The sequence below is a fragment of the Streptomyces sp. RG80 genome, from assembly GCF_040446465.1.
In the GTDB taxonomy this organism is placed as follows: Bacteria; Actinomycetota; Actinomycetes; order Streptomycetales; family Streptomycetaceae; genus Streptomyces.
The window spans coordinates 75,481-97,552 of sequence record NZ_JBEAAJ010000019.1; the positions used below are offsets into that span (position 1 = coordinate 75,481).

General features: G+C 70.6%; 18 protein-coding genes. 10 read left to right on the plus strand and 8 right to left on the minus strand.

All coding sequences use genetic code 11. The features are described 5' to 3' along the window. Positions 1 to 23 precede the first annotated feature (23 nt). Positions 24 to 947, plus strand: a complete 924-nt coding sequence (locus tag ABKA17_RS45060) for a DMT family transporter (protein WP_353698263.1) — start codon at positions 24 to 26, stop codon at positions 945 to 947. Here ABKA17_RS45060 and ABKA17_RS45065 read toward each other — a convergent pair. Together ABKA17_RS45065 and ABKA17_RS45070 are read right to left on the minus strand one after the other, a co-directional pair. Then, positions 935 to 3,916 carry a bifunctional [glutamine synthetase] adenylyltransferase/[glutamine synthetase]-adenylyl-L-tyrosine phosphorylase gene (locus tag ABKA17_RS45065; RefSeq protein ID WP_353698264.1) on the minus strand — a complete coding sequence of 994 codons (2,982 nt, stop codon included), beginning with the start codon at positions 3,914 to 3,916 and terminating at the stop codon, positions 935 to 937. The genes ABKA17_RS45060 and ABKA17_RS45065 overlap by 13 nt on opposite strands. A 147-nt stretch (positions 3,917 to 4,063) precedes the next feature. Further along, the gene (locus ABKA17_RS45070; protein WP_353698265.1) at positions 4,064 to 4,936 is read right to left on the minus strand and encodes a hypothetical protein; all 873 of its coding nucleotides are present in this window, start codon (positions 4,934 to 4,936) and stop codon (positions 4,064 to 4,066) included. A 159-nt stretch (positions 4,937 to 5,095) separates the two neighbouring features. Between ABKA17_RS45070 and ABKA17_RS45075 the strand changes: the two genes are divergently transcribed. Both ABKA17_RS45075 and ABKA17_RS45080 read left to right on the plus strand, forming a co-directional pair. After that, positions 5,096 to 5,824: a response regulator transcription factor gene (locus ABKA17_RS45075; protein ID WP_353698266.1), complete on the plus strand. Its 729-nt coding sequence runs from the start codon at positions 5,096 to 5,098 to the stop codon at positions 5,822 to 5,824. A gap of 156 nt (positions 5,825 to 5,980) precedes the next feature. Further along, positions 5,981 to 6,424, plus strand: a complete 444-nt coding sequence (locus ABKA17_RS45080) for a VOC family protein (RefSeq protein WP_353698267.1) — start codon at positions 5,981 to 5,983, stop codon at positions 6,422 to 6,424. 39 nt (positions 6,425 to 6,463) lie between these two features. Here the strand turns inward: ABKA17_RS45080 and ABKA17_RS45085 are convergent, their stop codons facing one another. Further along, the gene (locus ABKA17_RS45085; RefSeq protein ID WP_353698268.1) at positions 6,464 to 6,613 is read right to left on the minus strand and encodes a hypothetical protein; all 150 of its coding nucleotides are present in this window, start codon (positions 6,611 to 6,613) and stop codon (positions 6,464 to 6,466) included. A 44-nt stretch (positions 6,614 to 6,657) separates the two neighbouring features. Beyond that, on the minus strand, positions 6,658 to 8,019 hold the full coding sequence (glnA2, locus tag ABKA17_RS45090) for a gamma-glutamylpolyamine synthetase GlnA2 (protein ID WP_353698269.1): 1,362 nt from the start codon (positions 8,017 to 8,019) through the stop codon (positions 6,658 to 6,660). Positions 8,020 to 8,360: 341 nt separating this feature from the next. Here glnA2 and ABKA17_RS45095 point away from each other — a divergent pair, with 341 nt between their 5' ends. The 4 genes from ABKA17_RS45095 (at position 8,361) to ABKA17_RS45110 (ending at position 13,863) form a co-directional block, all read left to right on the plus strand. After that, entirely contained in the window at positions 8,361 to 9,020 is a 660-nt protein-coding gene (locus ABKA17_RS45095) for a thioredoxin-like domain-containing protein (protein ID WP_353698270.1), read from the plus strand. Then, a complete protein-coding gene (locus ABKA17_RS45100; protein WP_502994546.1) occupies positions 8,999 to 9,640 on the plus strand; it encodes a DUF305 domain-containing protein in 642 nt (213 codons plus the stop codon). Before ABKA17_RS45095 ends, ABKA17_RS45100 begins: the two co-directional genes overlap by 22 nt. 164 nt (positions 9,641 to 9,804) lie before the next feature. After that, a complete protein-coding gene (locus ABKA17_RS45105) occupies positions 9,805 to 11,751 on the plus strand; it encodes a S53 family peptidase (protein WP_353698271.1) in 1,947 nt (648 codons plus the stop codon). 84 nt (positions 11,752 to 11,835) lie between these two features. Next, positions 11,836 to 13,863 carry an NAD(+) synthase gene (locus tag ABKA17_RS45110; RefSeq protein WP_502994548.1) on the plus strand — a complete coding sequence of 676 codons (2,028 nt, stop codon included), beginning with the start codon at positions 11,836 to 11,838 and terminating at the stop codon, positions 13,861 to 13,863. An 84-nt stretch (positions 13,864 to 13,947) separates the two neighbouring features. Here ABKA17_RS45110 and ABKA17_RS45115 read toward each other — a convergent pair whose 3' ends face one another. The 4 genes from ABKA17_RS45115 to ABKA17_RS45130 form a co-directional block, all read right to left on the minus strand. Next, on the minus strand, positions 13,948 to 15,171 hold the full coding sequence (locus ABKA17_RS45115; protein ID WP_353698317.1) for an MFS transporter: 1,224 nt from the start codon (positions 15,169 to 15,171) through the stop codon (positions 13,948 to 13,950). 87 nt (positions 15,172 to 15,258) lie between these two features. Beyond that, entirely contained in the window at positions 15,259 to 16,308 is a 1,050-nt protein-coding gene (locus ABKA17_RS45120; protein ID WP_353698273.1) for an endonuclease/exonuclease/phosphatase family protein, read from the minus strand. A gap of 183 nt (positions 16,309 to 16,491) precedes the next feature. Further along, a complete protein-coding gene (locus tag ABKA17_RS45125; protein WP_353698274.1) occupies positions 16,492 to 17,142 on the minus strand; it encodes a TetR/AcrR family transcriptional regulator in 651 nt (216 codons plus the stop codon). Between the two features lie 67 nt (positions 17,143 to 17,209). Beyond that, positions 17,210 to 18,805 carry an MFS transporter gene (locus ABKA17_RS45130; RefSeq protein ID WP_353698275.1) on the minus strand — a complete coding sequence of 532 codons (1,596 nt, stop codon included), beginning with the start codon at positions 18,803 to 18,805 and terminating at the stop codon, positions 17,210 to 17,212. 216 nt (positions 18,806 to 19,021) lie between these two features. Here ABKA17_RS45130 and panB point away from each other — a divergent pair, with 216 nt between their 5' ends. From panB to ABKA17_RS45145, 3 genes are all read left to right on the plus strand, one after another. Beyond that, entirely contained in the window at positions 19,022 to 19,888 is an 867-nt protein-coding gene (gene panB, locus ABKA17_RS45135; protein ID WP_353698276.1) for a 3-methyl-2-oxobutanoate hydroxymethyltransferase, read from the plus strand. A 327-nt stretch (positions 19,889 to 20,215) separates the two neighbouring features. Continuing rightward, positions 20,216 to 21,241: an ATP-binding cassette domain-containing protein gene (locus ABKA17_RS45140; protein WP_353698277.1), complete on the plus strand. Its 1,026-nt coding sequence runs from the start codon at positions 20,216 to 20,218 to the stop codon at positions 21,239 to 21,241. Then, positions 21,238 to 22,071 (plus strand): ABC transporter permease, encoded by an 834-nt coding sequence (locus ABKA17_RS45145; RefSeq protein WP_353698278.1) that lies wholly within the window; start codon positions 21,238 to 21,240, stop codon positions 22,069 to 22,071. The genes ABKA17_RS45140 and ABKA17_RS45145 overlap by 4 nt, the downstream gene beginning before the upstream one ends. Position 22,072 lies beyond the last annotated feature (1 nt).

A 22,072-nucleotide genomic window follows, 5' to 3' on the forward strand; every position in this document is an offset into this window, starting at 1 on the left:
GTGGTCTCCCGGACCGTAGAACCATGTCTCCCGCCTCCACGCTCCGCATGGCCGCCCTAGCCCTCCTGTGGGGCTCCGGCTTCCTCTGGATCAAGCTCGCCCTCGACCACGGCCTCTCCCCCGCGCAGATCACCATCGTCCGCTGCGCGCTGGGCACGGCGACCCTGCTGGTGCTGGCCCGCTCGGTCGGTCAGCGACTGCCCCGCTCACGGGCCACCTGGGGTCATCTGCTGGTGGCCGCGCTGTTCTGCAACGCGATCCCGTTCGCCCTGTTCGCGGTGGGCGAGCAGCACCTCGACTCGGGCATCGCGGGCGTCCTCAACGCCACAACTCCCCTGTGGTCACTGCTGATCGGCCTGCTCCTCGGCACCGACCGCGGCCTGCGCCCCGTCCGCCTGGCCGGTCTCCTCCTCGGCTTCGCCGGCACGGTCCTGATCTTCGCCCCCTGGCAGCGCTCGGGCCTGCTGAGCTGGAGCGCGCTGGCCCTGCTGGGGGCGGCCGCGAGCTACGCCGTGGCGTTCGCCTACATGGCCCGCAAACTCACGGACAAGCAGGCGCCGATGGCGATGTCGGCGGCGCAACTGCTGATGGCGACGGGTTGGACGACCCTGTCCCTGCCGGTGGCGGGCCCGGTCGACGCCGACCTCACCGCCCTCCTCGCGGTCACCGCGCTGGGCATCCTGGGCACGGGCGTGACCTTCTACCTCAACTACCGCCTGATAGCGGACGAGGGCGCGACGACGGCGGCGACGGTGGGTTACCTGCTGCCGGTGGTGTCGGTGGCGCTGGGCGCGCTGCTGTTGGGAGAGGAGGTCGGGATCCGGGTGTTGTTCGGCATGGTGGTCATACTGGTGGGGGTGGCCATGACGCGCCCCATAGGGGCGCGGGGAACTGCGCGACCAGCCACGACGGCGCCGCAGCCGAAATCCAAGCTCTACGCCCCGTAGAACAACGTCTCCACCACAGCCCGAGCCCGCCGCGCCGTCCGCCGGTAGTCATCCAGCATGTCCCCCACATGCCCGGGTCCATACCCCAAGTACCGCCCCACGGCGGCCAGTTCACGCGGGTCCGTGGGGAACGTGTCCCCGGCCCGCCCCCGCACCAGCATCACCGCGTTCCGCACCCGCGTGGCCAACACCCAGGCCTCGTCGAGGATCGCGGAATCCTCACCCGCGATGAGCCCCGCGGCGCACGCCGCAGCAAGCGCCTCCCGCGTCCGCGTGGTCCGCAGTCCCGGCTCGGCCCACCCGTGCCGCAACTGCATGAGCTGCACGACCCACTCGACGTCGGACAGTCCTCCCGGCCCCAGCTTGGTGTGCAGCTTCGGGTCGGCGCCGCGAGGCAAGCGCTCCGACTCCATCCGCGCCTTCAGCCGCCGGATCTCCCGTACGGCATCGTCACCGAGCCCCTCCGCCGGATACCGCAGCGGATCGATCAGCTCGATGAAACGCAGCCCCAGGTCCTCGTCGCCGGCGACGACTTCGGCCCGCAACAGAGCCTGGGCCTCCCAGACCAGGGACCACCGGCGGTAGTACGCCTCGTAGGACTTCAACGTCCGTACCAGCGGCCCCGACTTGCCCTCCGGGCGCAGGTCGGCGTCGATCAGCAGGGGTGGGTCGGCGCTGGGGATCTGGAGCAGGCGGCGCATCTCGGAGACGACCTTGTTGGCGGCCTCGGAGGCGGACTGCTCGGGTACGCCGTTGCGGGGCTCGTGGACGAACAGGACGTCCGCGTCGGAGCCGTAGCCGAGTTCGTGGCCGCCGAAGCGGCCCATGCCGATGACGGCGAACCTGGTCGGCAGGGTGTCGCCCCAGGTGTCCCGCACGACCGCGCGCAGGGTGCCCGCGAGGGTCGCCGCGTTGAGGTCGGAGACCGCGCCGCCGACCCGGTCCACCAGGGCGCCCTGGTCGGCTTCGGCGGGCTGGGTCTCGGTGCCGTAGGAGCCGACGATGTCCGCGGCGGCGGTGCGGAACAGCTCGCGGCGGCGTACTCCGCGGGCCGCGGTGACGGCCTGTTCGGCGCCGTCCGCGCGCCTGACCGCGGCGAGGATCTCCTGTTCGAGGGCGGCGCGGTCGCGCGGTTCGAGTCCGCCGTCGCTGTCGCCGAGCAGCGCCACCGCTTCCGGGGCGCGCATGAGCAGGTCGGGGGCGAGACGTCCGGCGGACAGCACACGGGCGAGGTTCTCGGCGGCGGCGCCCTCGTCGCGCAGCAGCCGGAGATACCAGGGGGTCTTGCCCAACGCGTCCGAGACCTTGCGGAAGTTGAGCAGTCCGGCGTCCGGGTCGGCGGAGTCGGCGAACCAACCCAGCAGCACGGGCAGGAGGGTTCGCTGGATGGCGGCCTTGCGGGTGACGCCGGAGGCGAGTGCCTCCAGGTGCCTGAGGGCTGCGGCCGGGTCGGCGTAGCCGAGGGCGACGAGCCGTTCGCGAGCCGCTTCCGGGCTCAACCTGGCTTCACCGGGGGCGAGTTGGGCTACGGCGTCGAGCAGCGGCCGGTAGAAGAGCTTCTCGTGCAGCCGTCGTACGACACTGGTGTGCCGCTTCCACTCGCGGTTCAGCTCGGCGACCGGGTCGGTGCGCAGGCCCAGCGAGCGGCCGATGCGGCGCTGGTCGGCCTCGTCCTCGGGGACGAGGTGGGTGCGGCGCAGCCGGTAGAGCTGGATGCGGTGCTCCATGGAGCGCAGGAAGCGGTAGGCGTCGTCGAGCTGTACGGCGTCGTCGCGGCCGACGTAGCCGCCGGCGGCGAGGGCCTGTAGGGCGTCGAGGGTGGTGCCGCTGCGCAGCGAGGCGTCGGCGCGGCCGTGCACCAACTGCAGGAGCTGGACGGCGAATTCGACGTCCCGTAGACCGCCCGGGCCGAGCTTCAGCTCGCGCTCGATCTCGGCGACGGGGATGTTCTCGACGACCCGGCGCCGCATCTTCTGCACGTCGGTCACGAAGTTCTCGCGCTCGGCGGCCTTCCAGACCAGGGGTTCCAGGGCGGCGACGTACTCCTCGCCGAGCTCGATGTCACCGGCGACCGGGCGGGCCTTGAGCAGGGCCTGGAACTCCCAGGTCTTGGCCCAGCGCTGGTAGTAGGCGAGATGGCTGGAGAGGGTGCGCACCAGCGGGCCGTTGCGGCCCTCGGGGCGGAGGTTGGCGTCGACGGGCCAGATCGACCCCTCCACGGTCGTCTCGGAGCAGATCCGCATCATGTGCGACGCGAGCTTGGTGGCGGACCGCAGGGCCTTGCCTTCGTCAGCCCCCTCCACCGCCTCCGCCACGAAGATCACATCGACGTCGGAGACGTAATTGAGCTCGTGGCCACCGCACTTGCCCATCGCGATGACCGCGAGCCGGCACAGCGCGGCGTCGTCGGGGGCGGCGGCCCGGGCGATGGCGAGGGCGGCGCGCAGGGTCGCGGTGGCGAGGTCGGCGAGCTCTGCGGCGGTCTGGGCGACGTCGGTGGTGCCGCACACGTCACGGGCGGCGATGGACAGCAGACAGCGCCGGTAGGCGACACGGAGCGCGACCGGGTCCGTGGCCTCGGCGAGCCCCCGCTCGAACTCCTCCACCCCCGGGTGCAGATCGCGCGGCTCGTACGTCACCAGCGCCTGCCAGTCGCCCGCGTGCCGGGCCAGATGCTCGGCGAGCGCGGAGGACGCCCCCAGCACCCCCAGCAGCCGGTCCCGCAAAGGTTTGGCCGCTATCACCGTGTCCAGCAGCTCACGGTCGGGCTGGGCCTCCAGGAGCCGTACGAGGCCGTGCAGCGCGAGATCGGGATCGGCGGTGGCCCCGAGGGCTTCGAGCAGCACCGGATCGTTGCGTACGGCGGTGAGCTCCCGGCTCTCCAGAAGCCGCTCGGCCGCCGAGGGATCGGTGAACCCGTGCCGCAGCAGCCGACTGAAGGTACTGCTCCTGCGCCCCGGCGCCGTCATCCTCGGCCTCCTCCGATCAAGGTCATACCTGCCTGAGCCTAACCGGAGAGGGTGAGAGAAGCGCCGGGGCGGAGGGACCGGGTGACGGTGCGACCCAGCGACGCAGCACCGGGAACTCCGTCCCGTGGTCGGGTGGGGCTGAGCGGGTCAGCGGGTCAGTACCAGGGTGGTCGGGCGGGAGGGGTCTGTGTGGACCTTGTCGCCCGGTGTGCGGCCCGGGGTGGTGGTGCCGTCCAGGGGTGGCAGGAAGGCGGTCGCCACGGGGTGGCCGGTCAGCGGGACGTGGACGCGTTGGACCGTGCCGGGGCGGCCGGGGCCGGGGAGTGCGGCGTACTGCACGTCGAGGCACCGCTCGCGCAGCGCGGTCAGTACGGCCGTGACGGGGGCGCCCGGTTCGACGGCAGGGAGGACCGTCTGCGAGGGCTTCTCGCAGTCGCGGTCGCCCGGCGGCGGCTGGGGCTGTCCGGACCGACCCCCGTGCGGTCGGGACAGCGTGAGCCGGGTGAGGTCGCCGACGGCGCCGTTCGTGGTGTCGACCCGGATCGTGTCGTCGCGCAGCCACTGCAACGGATGCCCGTCGAGGTCGGCCAGCGCCCAGCCCGTGGTGTCGACCACGAACCCGGTCTCGACCGCGGACTGCTCCGGCGGCTCCAGCAGCCTGGGCGCCCGCCCGCGCGAGGCCCGCTCCGATCCTGTCTCCGGCCAGTGCCGCAGCACCACGAGGAGCCGGCCGGCGGGGCGGGCGAAGGGGTGGGCGCGGCCGGCGGACACGGTGTAGGACCCGGCCGGGGTGACGGTGTCACGGGACGCGCCGTGCACCTCTATGCCGCCTTGGGGGCCGAGGGTGAAGCGGACGGTCGTGAAGGGCTCGGCCTGCTCCTGGACGCCCTGGGTAGCCGCGGCCTCGCAGCCGGTGGCGAGCAGGGCCGCGACGAGGGCGGCGGCGCCCGTGCGGAGGGCGGCGGGTCGGCGTGGCCGCGGGTGGCCACGGCCGTCGTGGGGGCGCGGGTGGGAACGCATGGGATGCCTCCGTTCGTGCCGGCAGCCGGATCGCTGCCGGACCCGACGATGCTCCGGTCGACCGCCGCGTTCCATTCGTCATTTGGCGAATTCCCGGTGACCACGGATTGCCTGGGAGTACGGTCGCGACAACGCGGGAACCGTCCTCGGGAGGCACCCATGACGACGGCGGAGGCCCATCTGCGGCGCATGGCGGACGTCCTCGCCGAGGCCCGGCAGGACCCCTCGGACGGGGTGCCCCCGAGATCCCTGCTGCTCGGCCTGCAACGCCTCGTCCCGTGTGACTCCGCCAGTTTCTGCGAGCTGGATATTCCGACCAGGCGGGAGCTCAACAGCCAGGAGACGAACGTCGAGGATGAGGACTGCTCGATGGACGCCTACTGGCTCTGGCGCCACCAGCACCTCCAGTGCGTGCAGGTCTGCCGGCCCCACAGCGCCCCGGAGACGACCCAGATGGCCGACTTCCTCTCGGTGCGCGAGCTGCGCGACCTTGCGATCTACACGGAGTTCCTCGCGCCGTACCCGAACATCGCGGACATCGCCCTGCCCACCGCGCCCAACCGCACCCGCGTCTTCCAGTTCTACCGCACGGGCACCAAGCCGTTCTCCGACCACGAGATGACCACGTTGCGGCTGCTGGCCCCCCATGTGTACGAGATCTACAAGGAGGCCGCCCACCGACGCCGGCCGCCGATCCGGCTGACCCACCGGGAGCTCGACGTCCTGCGCTGTGTGGCCCGGGGTCTGAACACCCCGCAGATCGCCGAACAGCTCGCGATCTCCCCCAGCACGGTCCGCAAGCACCTGGAGAACGCCTTCGGCAGGCTGGGCGTGTCGAGCCGTACGGCCGCGGTGGCGCGGGTGTTCCCGGAGGCGGAGGCGCTGTGACCGACCGGTGCGGGACCGGGTGCGGAAGGCGTTCTCTCACATCGGGGCCGGAGGGCGCGCTTCGGCGTTCTCGGTGGCGCCCGGCGCGGTTTTCGGCTTCGGTAAGGGGGAGCCACCCGGCCGGACCTGCTGACGATTCTCCAGGGAGGACTAGCGATGGATTTCACCCTCGAAGTGATTCCGCTGCCCGTGAGCGACATCGACCGTGCCAGGGACTTCTACCGGGACAAGGTCGGCTTCCACGTCGACATCGACCAGGAGATCATGCCGGGCATGCGGATCGTGCAGCTCACACCGCCGGGCTCCGGCTGTTCGATCGCGCTCGGCGACAGCGTCTGGGACCTGACCAAGGGCGAGACCAAGCCCGAGCCGGGTTCCTACCAGGGGCTCCAGCTGTGCGTGGCGGACATCAAGGCGGCCAGGGCGGAACTCGTGGAGCGCGGCCTGGAGGTCTCCGAGCCGGTCCAGTACGCCCCTGACGACGGCGGCACGTTCATGTACTTCAAGGACCCGGACGGCAACGGCTGGTCCATCCAGGAGTACCGGCGCAGGGCCACGGAGCCGCTGCACCGGGTGCTGTCCGAGTCGGCGGGCCAGTAGCGCGCGGACGGGGCGCGGGGCCTGCCGGCGCCCCTGCGGTCATGCCCGCGCCGTCTGGGTCTTGCAGTTGAGGCCGACGAGATGCTCGCCGTCCGCACGGAAACTCCCGTATCCGACAAGGGTGTTGCCGTCTTCCTTGTAGAGCCAGAAGCCACCCCTGACCTTGGCGCGTGCTTGACGAAACGCCAAGGGGCCGGCGGTCCGCGACCGTCGGCCCCTCCGGTACTGCGTGCCTACAGCACCGGCAGGTTCTTCCGCAGCTCGAACGCGGTGACCTCGCTGCGGTACTCCTCCCACTCCTGGCGCTTGTTGCGCAGGAAGAAGTCGAAGACGTGCTCGCCCAGCGTCTCGGCGACCAGGTCGCTGCGCTCCATCAGGGTGAGGGCCTCGCCGAGGTTCTGCGGGAGGGGCTCGATGCCCATCGCGCGGCGCTCGGCGTCGGAGAGGGCCCAGACGTCGTCCTCGGCGCCCGGCGGGAGCTCGTAGCCCTCCTCGATGCCCTTGAGGCCGGCGGCGAGCAGGACCGCGTAGGCGAGGTACGGGTTGGCGCCGGAGTCGATCGAGCGGACCTCGATGCGGGCCGAGCCGGTCTTGCCGGGCTTGTACATCGGGACCCGGACCAGGGCCGAGCGGTTGTTGTGGCCCCAGCAGATGTACGAGGGAGCCTCGCCGCCGGCGCCCGCGGTGCGCTCGGAGCCGCCCCAGATGCGCTTGTAGGAGTTGACCCACTGGTTGGTGACCGCGGAGATCTCGGCGGAGTGCCGGAGCAGGCCGGCGATGAAGGAGCGGCCGACCTTGGAGAGCTGGTACTCGGAGCCGGACTCGTAGAACGCGTTGCGGTCGCCCTCGAAGAGGGAGAGGTGCGTGTGCATGCCCGAGCCGGGGTGCTCGCTGAACGGCTTCGGCATGAACGTCGCCTGGACGCCCTGCTCCAGCGCCACCTGCTTCATGACCAGGCGGAACGTCATGATGTTGTCCGCCGTGGACAGCGCGTCGGCGTAGCGCAGGTCGATCTCCTGCTGGCCGGGGGCGCCCTCGTGGTGGGAGAACTCGACCGAGATGCCCATCGACTCCAGCATGGTGATCGCCTGGCGGCGGAAGTCCATGCCGATGTTCTGCGGGGTGTGGTCGAAGTAGCCGGAGTTGTCGGCCGGGGTCGGGCGGGTGCCGTCGAGCGGCTTGTCCTTCAGCAGGAAGAACTCGATCTCGGGGTGGGTGTAGAAGGTGAAGCCCAGGTCCGAGGTGCGGGCCAGCGCGCGCTTGAGCACATAGCGCGGGTCCGCGAAGGACGGGGAGCCGTCCGGCATGAGGATGTCGCAGAACATCCGGGCCGTACCGGGGGCCTCCGCGCGCCAGGGGAGGATCTGGAAGGTCGACGGGTCCGGCTTGGCGATCATGTCGGACTCGTAGACCCGGGCGAAGCCCTCGATCGCGGAGCCGTCGAAGCCGATGCCCTCATCGAAGGCCTGTTCGAGTTCGGCCGGGGCCACGGCGACGGACTTGAGGAAGCCCAGCACGTCCGTGAACCACAGGCGTACGAACCGGATGTCGCGCTCCTCCAACGTCCGGAGCACGAACTCCTGCTGCTTGTCCATCTTCCGCTTCCCCATCCTTGCTGGTCAGGCCGCCTGTCTCGGGTCCCGTTCGAGACGGACCGGGCACCTGAGCATCCCACCACAACACCATTTCATCCGTGTTGCGGACCATGATCGGCGGGCCGACCCCTGGGCGAACGCCTCACGTACGACAGGTGTACTGTTCTGCGCCCATCTTGCCTGCTCGGACCGTCATCCGTAATGCCGGACGGGCCGCAACCTGCCGCGAGCCGATCACCCGCTCTTCGGCCATTCCTGTGCCCTCCCTTTCTATAGGCACCCTCCCCCCTATTACGATCAGCGGACCCGACCGGCCCTCTTGCCCCAGAAGGACACACCCCATGGGTTCCGCCAAGAAGAAGAACTCCTCCGAGCGCCAGGCTCGAATAGCGGAGATGCGGCGTGCCGAACAGGCCCGCGAGCGCCGCAACCGGCTTCTCACGATCGGGGCGAGCGTGGCCGTCGTCACCGGTCTCGTCGTGGGCGGCGTCGTGCTCGTGCGGTCGCAGGACGACGGCGGCAGCTCGGTGGCCGACTCCAGCAACCCGGGGCACTGGACCACCGGCAAGGACGGCGTCAAGACCTGGTCGTCGAAGCTCAGCCAGACCCACGTCAAGACGACCGTGAAGTACCCGATGACGCCTCCGGCCGGCGGTGACCACGACGCCCGCTGGATGAACTGCAACGGCGACGTCTACACCAAGGAACTCAACAACATGAACGCCGTGCACTCCCTGGAGCACGGCTCGGTCTGGGTGACCTACACCTCCAAGGCCAAGAAGGCCGACGTGGACGCGCTGGCGGCGAAGGTGAAGAAGACGCCGTACACGCTGATGAGCCCGTACGAGAAGCAGGCGGCCCCGATCATGCTGACCGCGTGGGGCCACCAGCGCACGGTGACGAGTGCCGACGACCCGAACGTGGCGAAGTTCTTCGAGACGTATGTCCAGGGTGAGCAGACTCCCGAGAAGGGCGCGACGTGTCAGGGCGGTCTGTCGTAGTGAGGAAGGCCGGCTGGATCGCCTCGGCCGCGGCGGCGGTGCTCGTCGCGGCCGGCGGGATCACCTACGCCGTCGCCCAGGACGACGGCTCCGGTGCCACCCCGACCGCCGACTCGGCGGACGCCGGGTTCGCGCGGGACATGGCGGTGCACCACCAGCAGGCGGTGGAGATGTCGTTCATCGTCCGCGACCGCACCAAGAACGAGGACGTACGGCTGCTCGCGTACGACATCGCGCAGACCCAGGCCAACCAGCGCGGCATGCTGCTGGGCTGGCTGGACCTGTGGAACCTGCCCAAGGTGTCGGCGGACCCCCCGATGATCTGGATGGACATGGGCGGCATGGCCTCCGGCGAGGACGGCGCGCTGATGCCGGGCATGGCGACCGACACCGAATTGGCGAAGCTGGGCAAGCTCAGCGGCAAGCAGGCCGAGATCTTCTATCTGCAGCTGATGACCGACCATCACAAGGGCGGCATCCACATGGCCGAGGCCTGCGTCAAACGCTGCACGGTGAAGGTGGAGAAGCAGATCGCGCAGGGCATGGTCAACGGGCAGGAATCCGAGATCCAGCTGATGGCGGACATGCTCAAGGAGCGGGGCGCGAAGGCCCGTTCATAGAGGGTTAACCCTCGGTCCTGGCTGCGCCTTAACCCTCAAATGGCTTTGTCATTAGGTTAATTGGGTCCTTCTTGGGACTCGTATTCCCCTGGCATGAACGGTTCGTCGAAAGAGTGGCCCCCGTCGAGTGATCCACTCGAGACGAACCGCATACAGGGGGTTCCATGAGATCCAACCGCGCCGCGATGCGCGCCGGGTTGAGCATGGCAGCGACACTGCCCATGATCGCCGGGGCGCTCGCGCTCGGCATACCCGCGGCGCACGCCGCGGACGGTCCGGCCCGGGACACGCTGGCCGGGACCAAGCCCACCTGGGCCACGGCCAAGGCCGACAAGGGCGCCACGGCGGACAGCTCCCAGGTCTCCGCCCGGGTCTACCTCGCCGGCCGGGACGCCACCGGCCTCGCCGCGTACGCGAAGGCCGTGTCCGACCCGTCCTCGGCGTCGTACGGCAAGTACCTGAGCGCGAAGCAGGCACAGTCCCGCTTCGGTGCGACGAAGGCCCAGGTGGCCGCGGTGAAGTCCTGGCTGAGCTCGGCGGGCCTGAAGGTCACCGGCGTCACGCAGCACTACATCTCGGTCACTGGTGACGTGGCCGCCGCCGAGAAGGCGTTCGGCACCCAGCTGCACAACTACGCCAAGGGCACGAAGACTTACCGCGCGCCCGCGAGGACGGCTTCCGCGCCCCAGAGCCTGAACGGTGCCGTCCTGACCGTCACCGGCCTGGACAACGCCCCGCACAAGGCGAGCCACAAGGACCAACTGCCGGGTCCGTCCGCGGTGTTCAAGAACGCCGGACCGTTCTCCTCGTACTACGGCTCCAACGTCGCGAGCACGCTGCCCGACGCCTACGGCGGCAAGATCCCGTACGCCGTCAAGGGCTACACCGGCAAGCAGCTGCGGGCCGCGTACGGCGCCGGCGGGTACACGGGCAAGGGTGTGCGGGTCGCCATCACCGACGCGTTCGCCTCGCCGACCATCGCCTTCGACGCGCAGACCTACGCGAAGAAGCACGGCGACGCCGCCTGGAAGACCGGCCAGCTGACCCAGGTGCTGCCGAAGAAGTACACGCACACCGGCGCCGACGAGTGCGACGCGTCCGGCTGGTACGGCGAGGAGACCCTCGACGTCGAGGCCGTGCACGCGGTGGCGCCGAACGCGAACGTCACCTACGTGGGCGCCGCGTCCTGCATGGACGACGATCTGCTCGACTCCCTCAGCAAGATCGTCGACAAGCACCTGGCCGACATCGTCTCCAACTCCTGGGGCGACATCGAGGCCAACCAGACCCCGGACCTCGCGGCCGCCTACGACCAGGTCTTCCAGTTCGGCGCGGTCCAGGGCATCGGCTTCTACTTCTCCTCCGGCGACAACGGCGACGAGGTCGCCAACACCGGTACGAAGCAGGTCGACACCCCGGCCAACTCGGCGTGGGTGACGGCGGTCGGCGGTACCTCGCTGGCGGTCGGCAAGGGCGACAAGTACCTGTGGGAGACCGGCTGGGGCACCCAGAAGGCCACGCTGTCCGCGGACGGCAAGAGCTGGACGGACTTCCCCGGCGCGTTCACCTCGGGTGCGGGCGGCGGCACCAGCAAGACGGTCGCCGAGCCCTTCTACCAGAAGGGTGTCGTCCCGGACGCGCTCGCCAAGGCGAACAACGCCGCCGGCAACCGCGTGGTCCCGGACATCTCCGCGATCGCCGACCCCAACACCGGCTTCCTGGTCGGCCAGACGCAGACCCAGGCCGACGGCTCCGAGTCGTACAGCGAGTACCGCATCGGCGGCACCTCGCTGGCCTCGCCGGTCATCGCGGCCGTCCAGGCCCTCGCCCAGGAGGCGCGCGGCGGCAAGGCGATCGGTTTCGCCAACCCGTCGATCTACGCCAAGTACGGCACGAAGGCCTTCCACGACGTCACCGACAACCCGACGGGCTCCGGCCTGGCGGTCGCGCGCGTGGACTTCGTCAACGGCTACGACGCGACGGGCGGTCTGACCACGTCGGTCCGCTCCCTCGGCAAGGACAGCTCGCTGTCCGCCGTGAAGGGCTACGACGACGTCACCGGCGTGGGCACGCCCGCAGGCGGTTACGTCGAATCGTTCCGCCGGCACTGAAACACCGGGGGTGGCGTGAGGTGACCGACACCTCACGTCACCCCATCGCGTCGCTCTGACGATTACACTGATCCCGTGCCTCCGTTGAACTTCAGGTCGATCTATCAGCACGGCTTCGCCCGCGTCGCCGCATGCACGGGTCACACCGTGATCGCGGACCCGCCGGCCAACGCCGCGTCGGTCCTGCGCCACGCGCGCCACTGCGCCGAGGAGGGGGTCGCGGTCGCCGTCTTCCCGGAGATGGTGCTGTGCGGCTACTCGATCGAGGACCTGCTGCTCCAGGACGCACTGCTGGACGAGGTCGAGCAGGCGCTCGCCGAGGTGGTGGCCGGTTCGGCCGGCCTGCTGCCGGTCCTGGTCGTCGGCGCCCCGCTGCGCCACCGCGGCCGGGTCTACAACTGCGCGGTGATCGTGCACCGCGGCCGGATCCTCGGCGTCGTGCCCAAGTCGTACCCCCCGAACTACCGCGAGTTCTACGAGCGCCGCCAGATCGCCGACGGCGCCGACGAGCGCGGCGGCTCGATCCGGGTGGGCGGCGCGAGCGTCCCCTTCGGCGTGGACCTCCTCTTCGCCGCCGACGACGTCCCCGGCCTCGTCCTGTTCGCCGAGGTCTGCGAGGACATGTGGGTGCCGGTGCCGCCCAGCGCGGAGGCCGCCCTCGCCGGTGCGACGGTCCTGGTCAACCTCTCCGGCAGCCCGATCACGGTCGGCCGGGCCGAGGACCGCAAGCTTTTGTGCCGCTCGGCGTCCTCCCGCTGTCTCGCGGCGTACGTCTACGCGGCGGCCGGTCTCGGCGAGTCCACCACCGACCTGTCCTGGGACGGACAGGCCATGGTCTACGAGAACGGCGTACTGCTGGCCGAGACCGAGCGGTTCCCGCTGGGCGACGAGTACGCGGTGGCCGACGTGGACCTCGACCTGCTCCGGCAGGAGCGGCAGCGGATGGGCACCTTCGACGACAACCGCCGTACGCACCGCACCCGGACCGCCGACTTCCGGACCGTCGGCTTCGAACTCGACCCGCCCCTCACCGACCTGGGCCTGCGCCGCCGCCTGGAGCGCTTCCCGTTCGTGCCGGCCGACGCCGACCGGCTCGCCCAGGACTGCTTCGAGGCGTACAACATCCAGGTCCAGGGCCTCCAGCAGCGGCTCGCGTCGATCGGTGGCCCGAAGGTGGTCATCGGCGTCTCCGGCGGTCTGGACTCCACACACGCCCTGATCGTCGCCGCCCGCGCCATGGACCGCGCCGGCCGCCCGCGCAGCGACATCCTCGCCTGGACCCTGCCCGGCTTCGCCACCAGCGACCACACCAAGGACAACGCCCACGCCCTGATGCGCGCGCTCGGCGTCACCGCGGCCGAGCTGGACATCACCCCGACCGCGCGGCTGATGCTCCAGGAGATGGAGCACCCCTTCGCCTCGGGCGAGCCGGTCTACGACGTCACCTTCGAGAACGTCCAGGCGGGCCTGCGCACCGACTACCTGTTCCGCCTGGCCAACCAGCGCGGCGGCATCGTGCTCGGCACCGGTGACCTCTCGGAGCTCGCGCTCGGCTGGTCCACGTACGGCGTGGGCGACCAGATGAGCCACTACAACGTCAACTCGGGCGTGCCGAAGACGCTGATCCAGCATCTGATCCGCTGGGTCGTCAGCAGCGACCAGTTCGACGAGGAGACCGGCAAGATCCTCACCGCGATCCTCGACACCGAGATCAGCCCGGAGCTGGTGCCCGGCGAGGAGATGCAGTCCACGGAGTCCAAGATCGGCCCGTACGCCCTGCACGACTTCACGCTCTTCCACGTCCTGCGCTACGGCTTCCGCCCGTCGAAGATCGCCTTCCTGGCCTGGCACGCCTGGCACGACACGACCGCCGGCGCCTGGCCCCCCGGCTTCCCCGAGGCCAAGCGGGTCGCCTACGACCTGCCGGAGATCCGGAAGTGGCTGGAGGTCTTCTGCCGCCGCTTCTTCGCCTTCGCCCAGTTCAAGCGCTCGGCGATGCCGAACGGCCCGAAGGTCTCGGCAGGCGGCTCCCTCTCACCCCGCGGCGACTGGCGGGCCCCCTCGGACAGCTCGGCGGCAGCGTGGCTGCGGGATCTGGCCCGCTTCGACTAGAGCGTGTACGGGACCGGGCTCGGTGGAGGTGCGCCCCACCGAGCCCGCGCGTCAAGGAACAAGGAACCAGGACGGCCCGTCAGCTCAGCGGTGCGCCGTCTCGGCGAGCTGCGGGGTGTGCCTGGCGACCAGGCGTTCGCGGCCGGGCCGCTGGACGGGCCTGCGGCGGTCCACGGCGTACGCCGTCGCCGCGACGCCCAGGCCGAGGACGGCCAGGGCCGCGCCCGCCAGGGCCGGGGAGGTCACGCCGAAGCCCGCCGCGAGGGTGAGGCCGCCGATCCAGGCGCCGCCGGCGTTGGCGAGGTTGAAGGCCGCCTGGTTGGCGGAGGAGGCGAGGGAGGGGGCGCTGGACGCCTTCTCCATGACCATCAGCTGGAGCGGGGAGCCCGTGACGAAGGCGGCCGTGCCGAGCAGGACGACCGCCAGGGCCGCGCTCCACGCCGACGTCATCAGCACCGGGAAGAGGGCCAGGACCAGGGCCAGTGAGACCAGTCCGGCGAACAGCGTGCCCCGCATCGCGTGGTCGGCCAGGCGTCCGCCCAGCAGGTTGCCGATCGTCGCGCCGACGCCGAACAGCGCGAGCAGCAGCGTCACCCGCCCCTCGGCGAACCCGGCGGAGTCTGTCAGCATCGGCGTGATGTAGCTGTACGCGGCGAAGAGCGCGCCGAAGCCCGCGACGGTCGTACCGAGGGCCAGCCAGACCGGCAGCGACTTCAGCGCGGCAAGCTCACGGCGCAGTCCGCCACCGGCCACCGCGACCACGCGGTCGTGCGGGATCAGCCATGCGAGCGCGGCGATCGCCGCCAGCCCGATCACCCCGACCCCGAGGAACGTGGCCCGCCACCCCAGCTGCTGACCCATCAGCGTGGCGACCGGTACCCCCACGACGTTGGCGACGGTCAGCCCGAGGAACATCAGCGACACCGACCGGGCCTTGCGCTCCGGCGCGACCAGGCCGGTGGCGACGACCGCGCCGACCCCGAAGAAGGCCCCGTGCGGCAGACCGCTGACGAACCGGGCCACGAGCAGCGAGTCGTAGCCGGGCGCGAACGCGGAGGCCGTGTTGCCGACGACGAACAGCGCCATCAGCCCGATCAGGACCGTACGGCGGGCCACGCGCGCCGTCACGGCCGCCAGCAGCGGTGCGCCGACGACGACGCCCAGCGCGTACGCGGAGACCAGGTGCCCGGCCTCGGGGAGGGAGACGTGCAGGTCGTCCGCGACATCGGGCAGCAGCCCCATCATCACGAACTCGGTCGTGCCGATACCGAACGCGCCGACGGCCAGAGCGAGCAGGGCCAGGGGCATGGAGAAGCCTGTGCCTTTCAAGAGCGGAGTTCCACAGCTTATGTTCAGCTACGGAACAAAGCCTCTCGGGCTCAGTATTCCAGCACCTCAGGAGGACGTGTCGAGCTTCACACGAGCGGCCACCGGAAGGTGGTCGCTCCCCGTCTCCGGCAGCGTCCAGGAGCTCTCCGGCTCGACCCCCCGCACCAGGATCTGGTCGATCCGCGCCATCGGGAACGACGCCGGCCAGCTGAACCCGAACCCGCTGCCCGCGGCCCCCTGCGTGGAGCGCATCTGGGCGGTCACGGCGTTGAGGGCCCGGTCGTTCATCGTGCCGTTGAGGTCACCGAGCAGCACGACCTGCTGGATCGGCTCGTCGGCGATGGCCTCGCCCAGGGCGTTGGCGCTCTTGTCGCGCTGCCGCGCCGTGAACCCGGCCTCCATCTTCACGCGCACCGACGGCAGGTGGGCGACGTACACCGCGATCCGCCCCTCGGGCGTGGTCACCGTGGCCCGCATGGCACGGGTCCAGCCCAGCTTGATGTCGACGGGCTTCACGCCGCTCAGCGGGTACTTGCTCCACAGCCCGACGGTCCCCTGCACCGAGTGGTACCGGTACGTCCCCGCAAGCGCCTTCTCGTACGTCGGCACCGCCCCCGAGGTCAGCTCCTCCAGCGCCACCACGTCCGCCCCGGAGGCGGCCACGGCACGGGCGGTGCCGGCCGGGTCGGGGTTGTCGGCGTTGACGTTGTGCGTGGCCACCGTGAGGTCGCCGCCGGAGCCGGTCTTGTCGGTGAGCAGCCCGCCGAAGAGGTTGAGCCACACGATCGCCGGGAGCAGCACCGCGATCAGGGCGGTCGCCGACTTCCGTACGACGGCCAGGACCAGCAGCACCGGCACGAACAGGCCGAGCCAGGGCAGGAAGGTCTCGGTGAGACTGCCGAGGTTGCCGATGCGGTTCGGGATGCGCGAGTGCACCAGCATCACCAGCGCGAGGGCCCCCGCCAGCGCGGCGAGGACGAGACCGCGGCGCCAGATTCTCGGGTCGCCGCGCCATCCGGTGACCAGCCGGTCGAGCAGGCGCCGGAGCCTGGAGCCCCGGCGCTCGGGTCCCGAGCCTCCGTTGTCCGTCTCCTCCATGTACGCCTGCTGCGCCATACCGCGTCGCCTCACTGCCTGCCGTGCATCCGTCCGTCCCCCGCACAAGACCCTAGGGGATGATCGGTTCCGATCCCGCCGTCCCATGACGGCCGTACCCGCACGATGACGAACAAGTCGACGCCGCCAGTTCCGGTCGCGGACGCAGAAAGCGCCCTCTGTGACGAAACGCGCACACGCGCGCTACGGCGCGGGCGAACTGACGGGCGGTGAGCTGACGGGCCGTAGCCCTTCGAGGACGCTGTCCACGATCTGTTCGGACAGGCCCGCGGGCAGGTCGGCGTCGGGCTGCATGATGGTGCGGAACAGCATGGGGCCGACCAGCAGGTCGTTGAGGAGTTCGACGTCGAGGTCGGTGCGGAGTTCGCCGCCCGCCTGGCCGCGGCGCAGGATGGCGTACTGCTTCTGCCGCCGCGGGGTGACGACGATGGCGTGGTAGGCCTCCCAGAGCTTCGGGCTGCTCTTCATCTGGGCGAAGACACTGCGCAGCAGCGCCGACGACCGGGTCATCAGGCCGCGTTGCCGCAACTGCTCCAGCAACGCCACCAGGTCGTCGCGCATGGAGGTGCCCGGGAGTTCGGGGTCGGGCGGCTCGGTGGCGCGTACGACGTCGACGAAGAGCTCCTCCTTGCCGCTCCAGCGGCGGTAGATGGTGGCCTTGCCGACGCCCGCGGTACGGGCGATGCGCTCGATGGAGAGCTCGGCGAGCGGCACGCCCTCCTCCAGGAGCTTGAGCACGCCCTCGACGATGGCGCGCTCCACGGCCTCGCTGCGGGGGCGGCCGCGTACGGGGCCCGCCGGCGGGGGGTGGCCTTCGGCGAGGCTGCTGCTCACGTCGCTGGATCCTCTCTGTCTCCTCGGACGATTGTCCCCCGCACGCGGACTCGTACGCGGCCCGCCTCTACTCGGCCGCGACCAACTTCCGTCCCTCCTCGTCCTGCTGAGCGTCCGACGGCTTCCCCGGCAGGAACAGCGCGACCACGACCGCGCCGACCACCGCGACGCCCGCGCCCCACAGCGCGGTGACGTGCATGGCGTGCAGGAAGGCGTCGTTGGCGGGGTCGACGAGCACCCTGCCCTCGGGGCCGAGCTTGGCGGCGACGCCGAGGGTGGCCTCGATGGACTCGCCCGCGGTGTGGCGCAGGCCGGCGGGCAGTGAGCCGAGCTTGTCCTCGATGCCGTTGCGGTAGGCCGTGGACAGCACCGAGCCGAGGACGGCGATACCGAGGGCGCCGCCGACCTGGCGGAAGGTGTTGCTGAGCGCGGAGGCGGAGCCGGCCTTCTCGCGGGGCAGGGCCTGCATGATGACGACGCTGACCGGGGTCATGATGTGGGCCATGCCGGCGCCCATGAGGAAGAAGACGACCTCCAGGATCCAGATCGGGGTGTCCGCCTCGAACCCGGCGAACGCGGCGAGCGTCGCGGCGATGACGAGCAGTCCCGCCGTGGTGGTGGCCTTGTTGCCGAACCGGTCGACGACCAGGCGGGCCCGCGGCGCGAAGATCATCTGGGCGGCGGCCAGCGGCAGCATCAGCAGACCGGTCTGAAGCGGCGAGTACCCGCGCACGCTCTGGGTGTAGAAGACCGAGAAGAACGTCACGCCCATCAGCGCGAAGAAGACCAGCGCGATGGCGGCGATCGCGGCCGAGAAGACCTTGTTCCTGAAGTACGTGACGTCGATCGAGGGATGGTCGCTGCGCTTCTCGAAGACGACGAAGGCGACGAGCACGGCGAGACCGGCGCCGATCGTCGAGAGCACCGCGGCGTCCGTGAAGTCGGCGAGCTGGCCGCCCTTGATGATGCCGTAGACCAGCAGGACCAGGCCGACGACGGACAGCACGACACCGATCGGGTCGATACGGCCGGGGTTCGGGTCACGCGAGTCCGGGACGAGCCACACCATCAGCGCGAGGGCGAGCAGCACGATCGGGACGTTGATGAGGAAGACGGACCCCCACCAGAAGTGGTCGAGGAGCACGCCTCCGGTGATCGGTCCGATGGCGATGGCGAGCCCGACGCCGCCGGCCCAGATGCCGATGGCCTTGGGCTGCTCCTCGCGCTCGAAGACGTTCATCAGCACGGCGAGGGTGGCGGGCATCACGAAGGCGGCGCCGAGGCCCATGACGGCGCGGAAGGCGATGAGCTCGCCGGGCGACCCGGACATGGCGGCGAGGGCGGAGCCGATGCCGAACACGGCGAGCCCGCCGAGCAGCACCTTCTTGCGGCCGAGCCGGTCGCCGAGGATCCCGGCGCTGAAGAGCAGCCCCGCGAAGACGAGGGTGTAGGAGTTGATCGCCCACTCCAGCTCGCTCTGGGTGGCGCCCAGGCCGGTCGGGGCGGGGGTGGAGATCGTCTTGATCGCGACGTTCAGGATCGAGTTGTCGAGCACCACGATCAGCAGGCTGAGCATCAGCACGCCGAGGATCGCCCAGCGGCGCCGGTGCACGGCTTCCGGGATACGGGGGCCGGTGAGGGCAGAGTCGGCAGGAGAAGTCATACGGTCGAGCCTAGACCCATTTCGATACGGCACCGTCTCGTATCGGAATTCTTTACGGAGACCTTAAGAACGGCCCTAGGACCTGAGGCCTACGCCGCTCGAGGCGTGACCCAAGTCCCGCGCCCCGCTCTGGCCGCGCGTGGCACGAGGTGCCACCATGGGAGGTGGTCCGGGGACGCCGTGAGGGCGCCTCGAGATGACGTAAGGAGCCGTTCCATGACGCAGCTTTCGGCTGCCCAGACGAAGCCCTCCGACGGCAGCAAGGCGCTGTACGGGGGGAAGGGCACACGCCGTATCACCGTTCGCGACATCGGCCTCGCCAAGGAGCGCGGCGAGAAGTGGCCCATGCTCACCGCGTACGACGCGATGACCGCGTCCGTCTTCGACGAGGCCGGCATCCCGGTCATGCTCGTCGGCGACTCCGCGGGCAACTGTCACCTCGGCTACGAGTCGACCGTGCCCGTCACCCTCGACCAGATGACGATGCTGTCGGCGGCGGTCGTCCGGGGCACCTCCCGCGCCCTGATCGTCGGCGACCTGCCCTTCGGCTCCTACCAGGAGGGCCCCGTCCAGGCACTGCGCTCCGCGACCCGGCTGATCAAGGACGCCGGGGTCGGGGCGGTCAAGCTGGAGGGCGGCGAGCGCTCGCACGAACAGATCCGGCTGCTGGTCGAGGCCGGCATCCCGGTGATGGCCCACATCGGCCTCACCCCGCAGTCCGTCAACGCGATGGGCTACCGCGTCCAGGGCCGCGGCGAGGAGGCGGCGGCGCAACTGCTCCGCGACGCGAAGGCCGTCCAGGACGCGGGCGCGTTCGCGGTCGTCCTGGAGCTGGTCCCCGCGGAGCTGGCGGCCGAGGTCACCCGTACCCTGCACATCCCGACGGTCGGCATCGGCGCGGGCCCGGAGACGGACGCGCAGGTCCTGGTCTGGACCGACATGATGGGCCTGACCGGCGGCCGGGTCCCCAAGTTCGTGAAGCAGTACGCCAACCTCCGCGAGGTCATGGGCAACGCGGCGAAGGCGTTCGCGGAGGACGTGGTGGGCGGGACGTTCCCGCTCGAGGAGCACAGCGTCCACTAGAGCCATTGCGGCACCAAAGCAGCCCGCCGATCTTCCCCCGCCGGCGGGCTGCTGCCGTTTCCCTCGCCCCCGCCGCCCCTACCCGTCCCATCCTTCTGGGGCTCCGCCCCAGACCCCGCTCCTCAAACGCCGGAGAGGCTGAGTTTTTCAGCCCGTCCGGCGTTTGAGGACGAGGCCCCTTCAGGGCCGAAGCGGGGGTCCGGGGGCGCAGCCCCCGGGATGGGACGGGTAGGGGCGGCGGGGGCGAGAACTGCTTGTCGGCCGTCTGTCGGCGGGTGTCGGTGACCTGTCGGTCGTTTGTCGGTGGGGGCTGACACTGTCATCGGCATGACGCGAATCGACAAGAACCCCAGCGGCGCCGACATCGCCGTGACCGTGCGGGGGCTGGTGAAGCACTACGGCGAGACCAAGGCGCTCGACGGTGTGGACCTGGATGTGCGGGAGGGCACCGTCATGGGTGTGCTCGGGCCCAACGGCGCCGGGAAGACCACCCTCGTCCGCATCCTGTCCACCCTGCTCGCCCCGGACTCGGGACAGGCCACCGTCGCCGGCTACGACGTCGTACGGCAGCCCCGGCAGCTCAGGCGGGTCATAGGGCTCACCGGGCAGTACGCCTCCGTGGACGAGAAGCTCCCCGGGTGGGAGAACCTGTACATGATCGGGCGGCTGCTCGACCTGCCCCGCAAGGAGGCCAGGACCCGCGCCGACGAGCTGCTGGAGCGCTTCTCGCTCACCGAGGCCGCCAAGCGCCCGGCGAGCACCTACTCCGGCGGTATGCGGCGCCGGCTCGACCTCGCCGCGTCCATGATCGGCCGGCCGGCGGTGCTGTACCTCGACGAACCCACCACCGGACTCGACCCCCGCACCCGCAACGAGGTGTGGGACGAGGTCAAGCGGATGGTCGGGGACGGGGTCACCGTCCTGCTCACCACGCAGTACATGGAGGAGGCCGAGCAGCTCGCCGACGAGCTGACCGTCGTGGACCGCGGCAAGGTCATCGCGGGCGGCGGCATCGAGGAGCTGAAGGCGAAGGTCGGCGGGCGGACCCTGCGCGTACGCACCGTCGATCCGCTCCAGCTGCGGCCCCTCGCCGCCCACCTCGACGACCTCGGCATCACCGGCCTCGCCACCACCACCCTGGACCCCGACGCCGGCTCCCTCCTGGTCCCGATCCTCAGCGACGAGCAGCTGACCGCGGTCGTCGGCGCGGTCACCGCGCGCGGCGTCACGATCTCCTCCATCACCACCGAACTCCCCAGTCTGGACGAGGTGTTCCTGTCCCTCACCGGCCACCGCGCGAGCGCCCCGCAGGACGCCGTGCCCGCCGACGACCGCGAGGAGGTCGCCGTATGAGCGCCGCCACCGCCACCGCCACCGCCACCCCCGTCTCCACCGCCGACGACGTCCGTATCCCGCTGCGCGGGCATCTGCGGCACACCGGCGCCCTGATCCGCCGCAATCTGCTCTGGATCCGCCAGGACCCGGAGTCGATGGCCGACGCGCTGCTGATGCCGGTCATCTTCACCCTGCTGTTCGTGTTCGTCTTCGGCGGCTCGATCGGCCAGGCGCTGGGCGGCGGGCAGGACCAGTACGTGCAGTACGTCATCCCCGGCATGATCGCGATGATGAGCATGACGCTGTCGCAGGGCGTCGGCACCGGATTCAGCCAGGACTTCAACTCCGGTGTCATGGACCGCTTCCGGTCCCTGCCGATCGGCCGCGGCTCGGTGCTCTTCGCGAAGATCTCCGTGGAGCTCATGCGGATGCTGTTCGCGACGACCGTGCTGATGCTGGTCTCCGTCGCCGTCGGCTTCGACATCACCAACTGGGGCGGTCTGCTCGCCACGGTCGCCCTGTCCACGGCGTTCGCCTCGTCGATCATGTGGGTGTTCCTCACCCTGGGCGTGGTCATGAAGAGCGCGCAGTCCGTGCAGGCGATGGGCTTCCTGGTGCTGTTCCCGCTCCAGTTCGGCTCGTCGATCTTCGCGCCGACGACGTCGATGCCGGGCTGGCTCCAGACGTTCACCGACTACAACCCGCTGTCCACGCTCGCCGACGCGGCCCGTGGGCTGATGGTGGGCGGCCCGGTCGCCCACGACCTGTGGGTGACGCTCGCCTGGTCGGTCCTCATCACGGCCGTCATGGCGCCGGTCGCCATCCACAAGTTCAAGTCGAAGAGCTGAC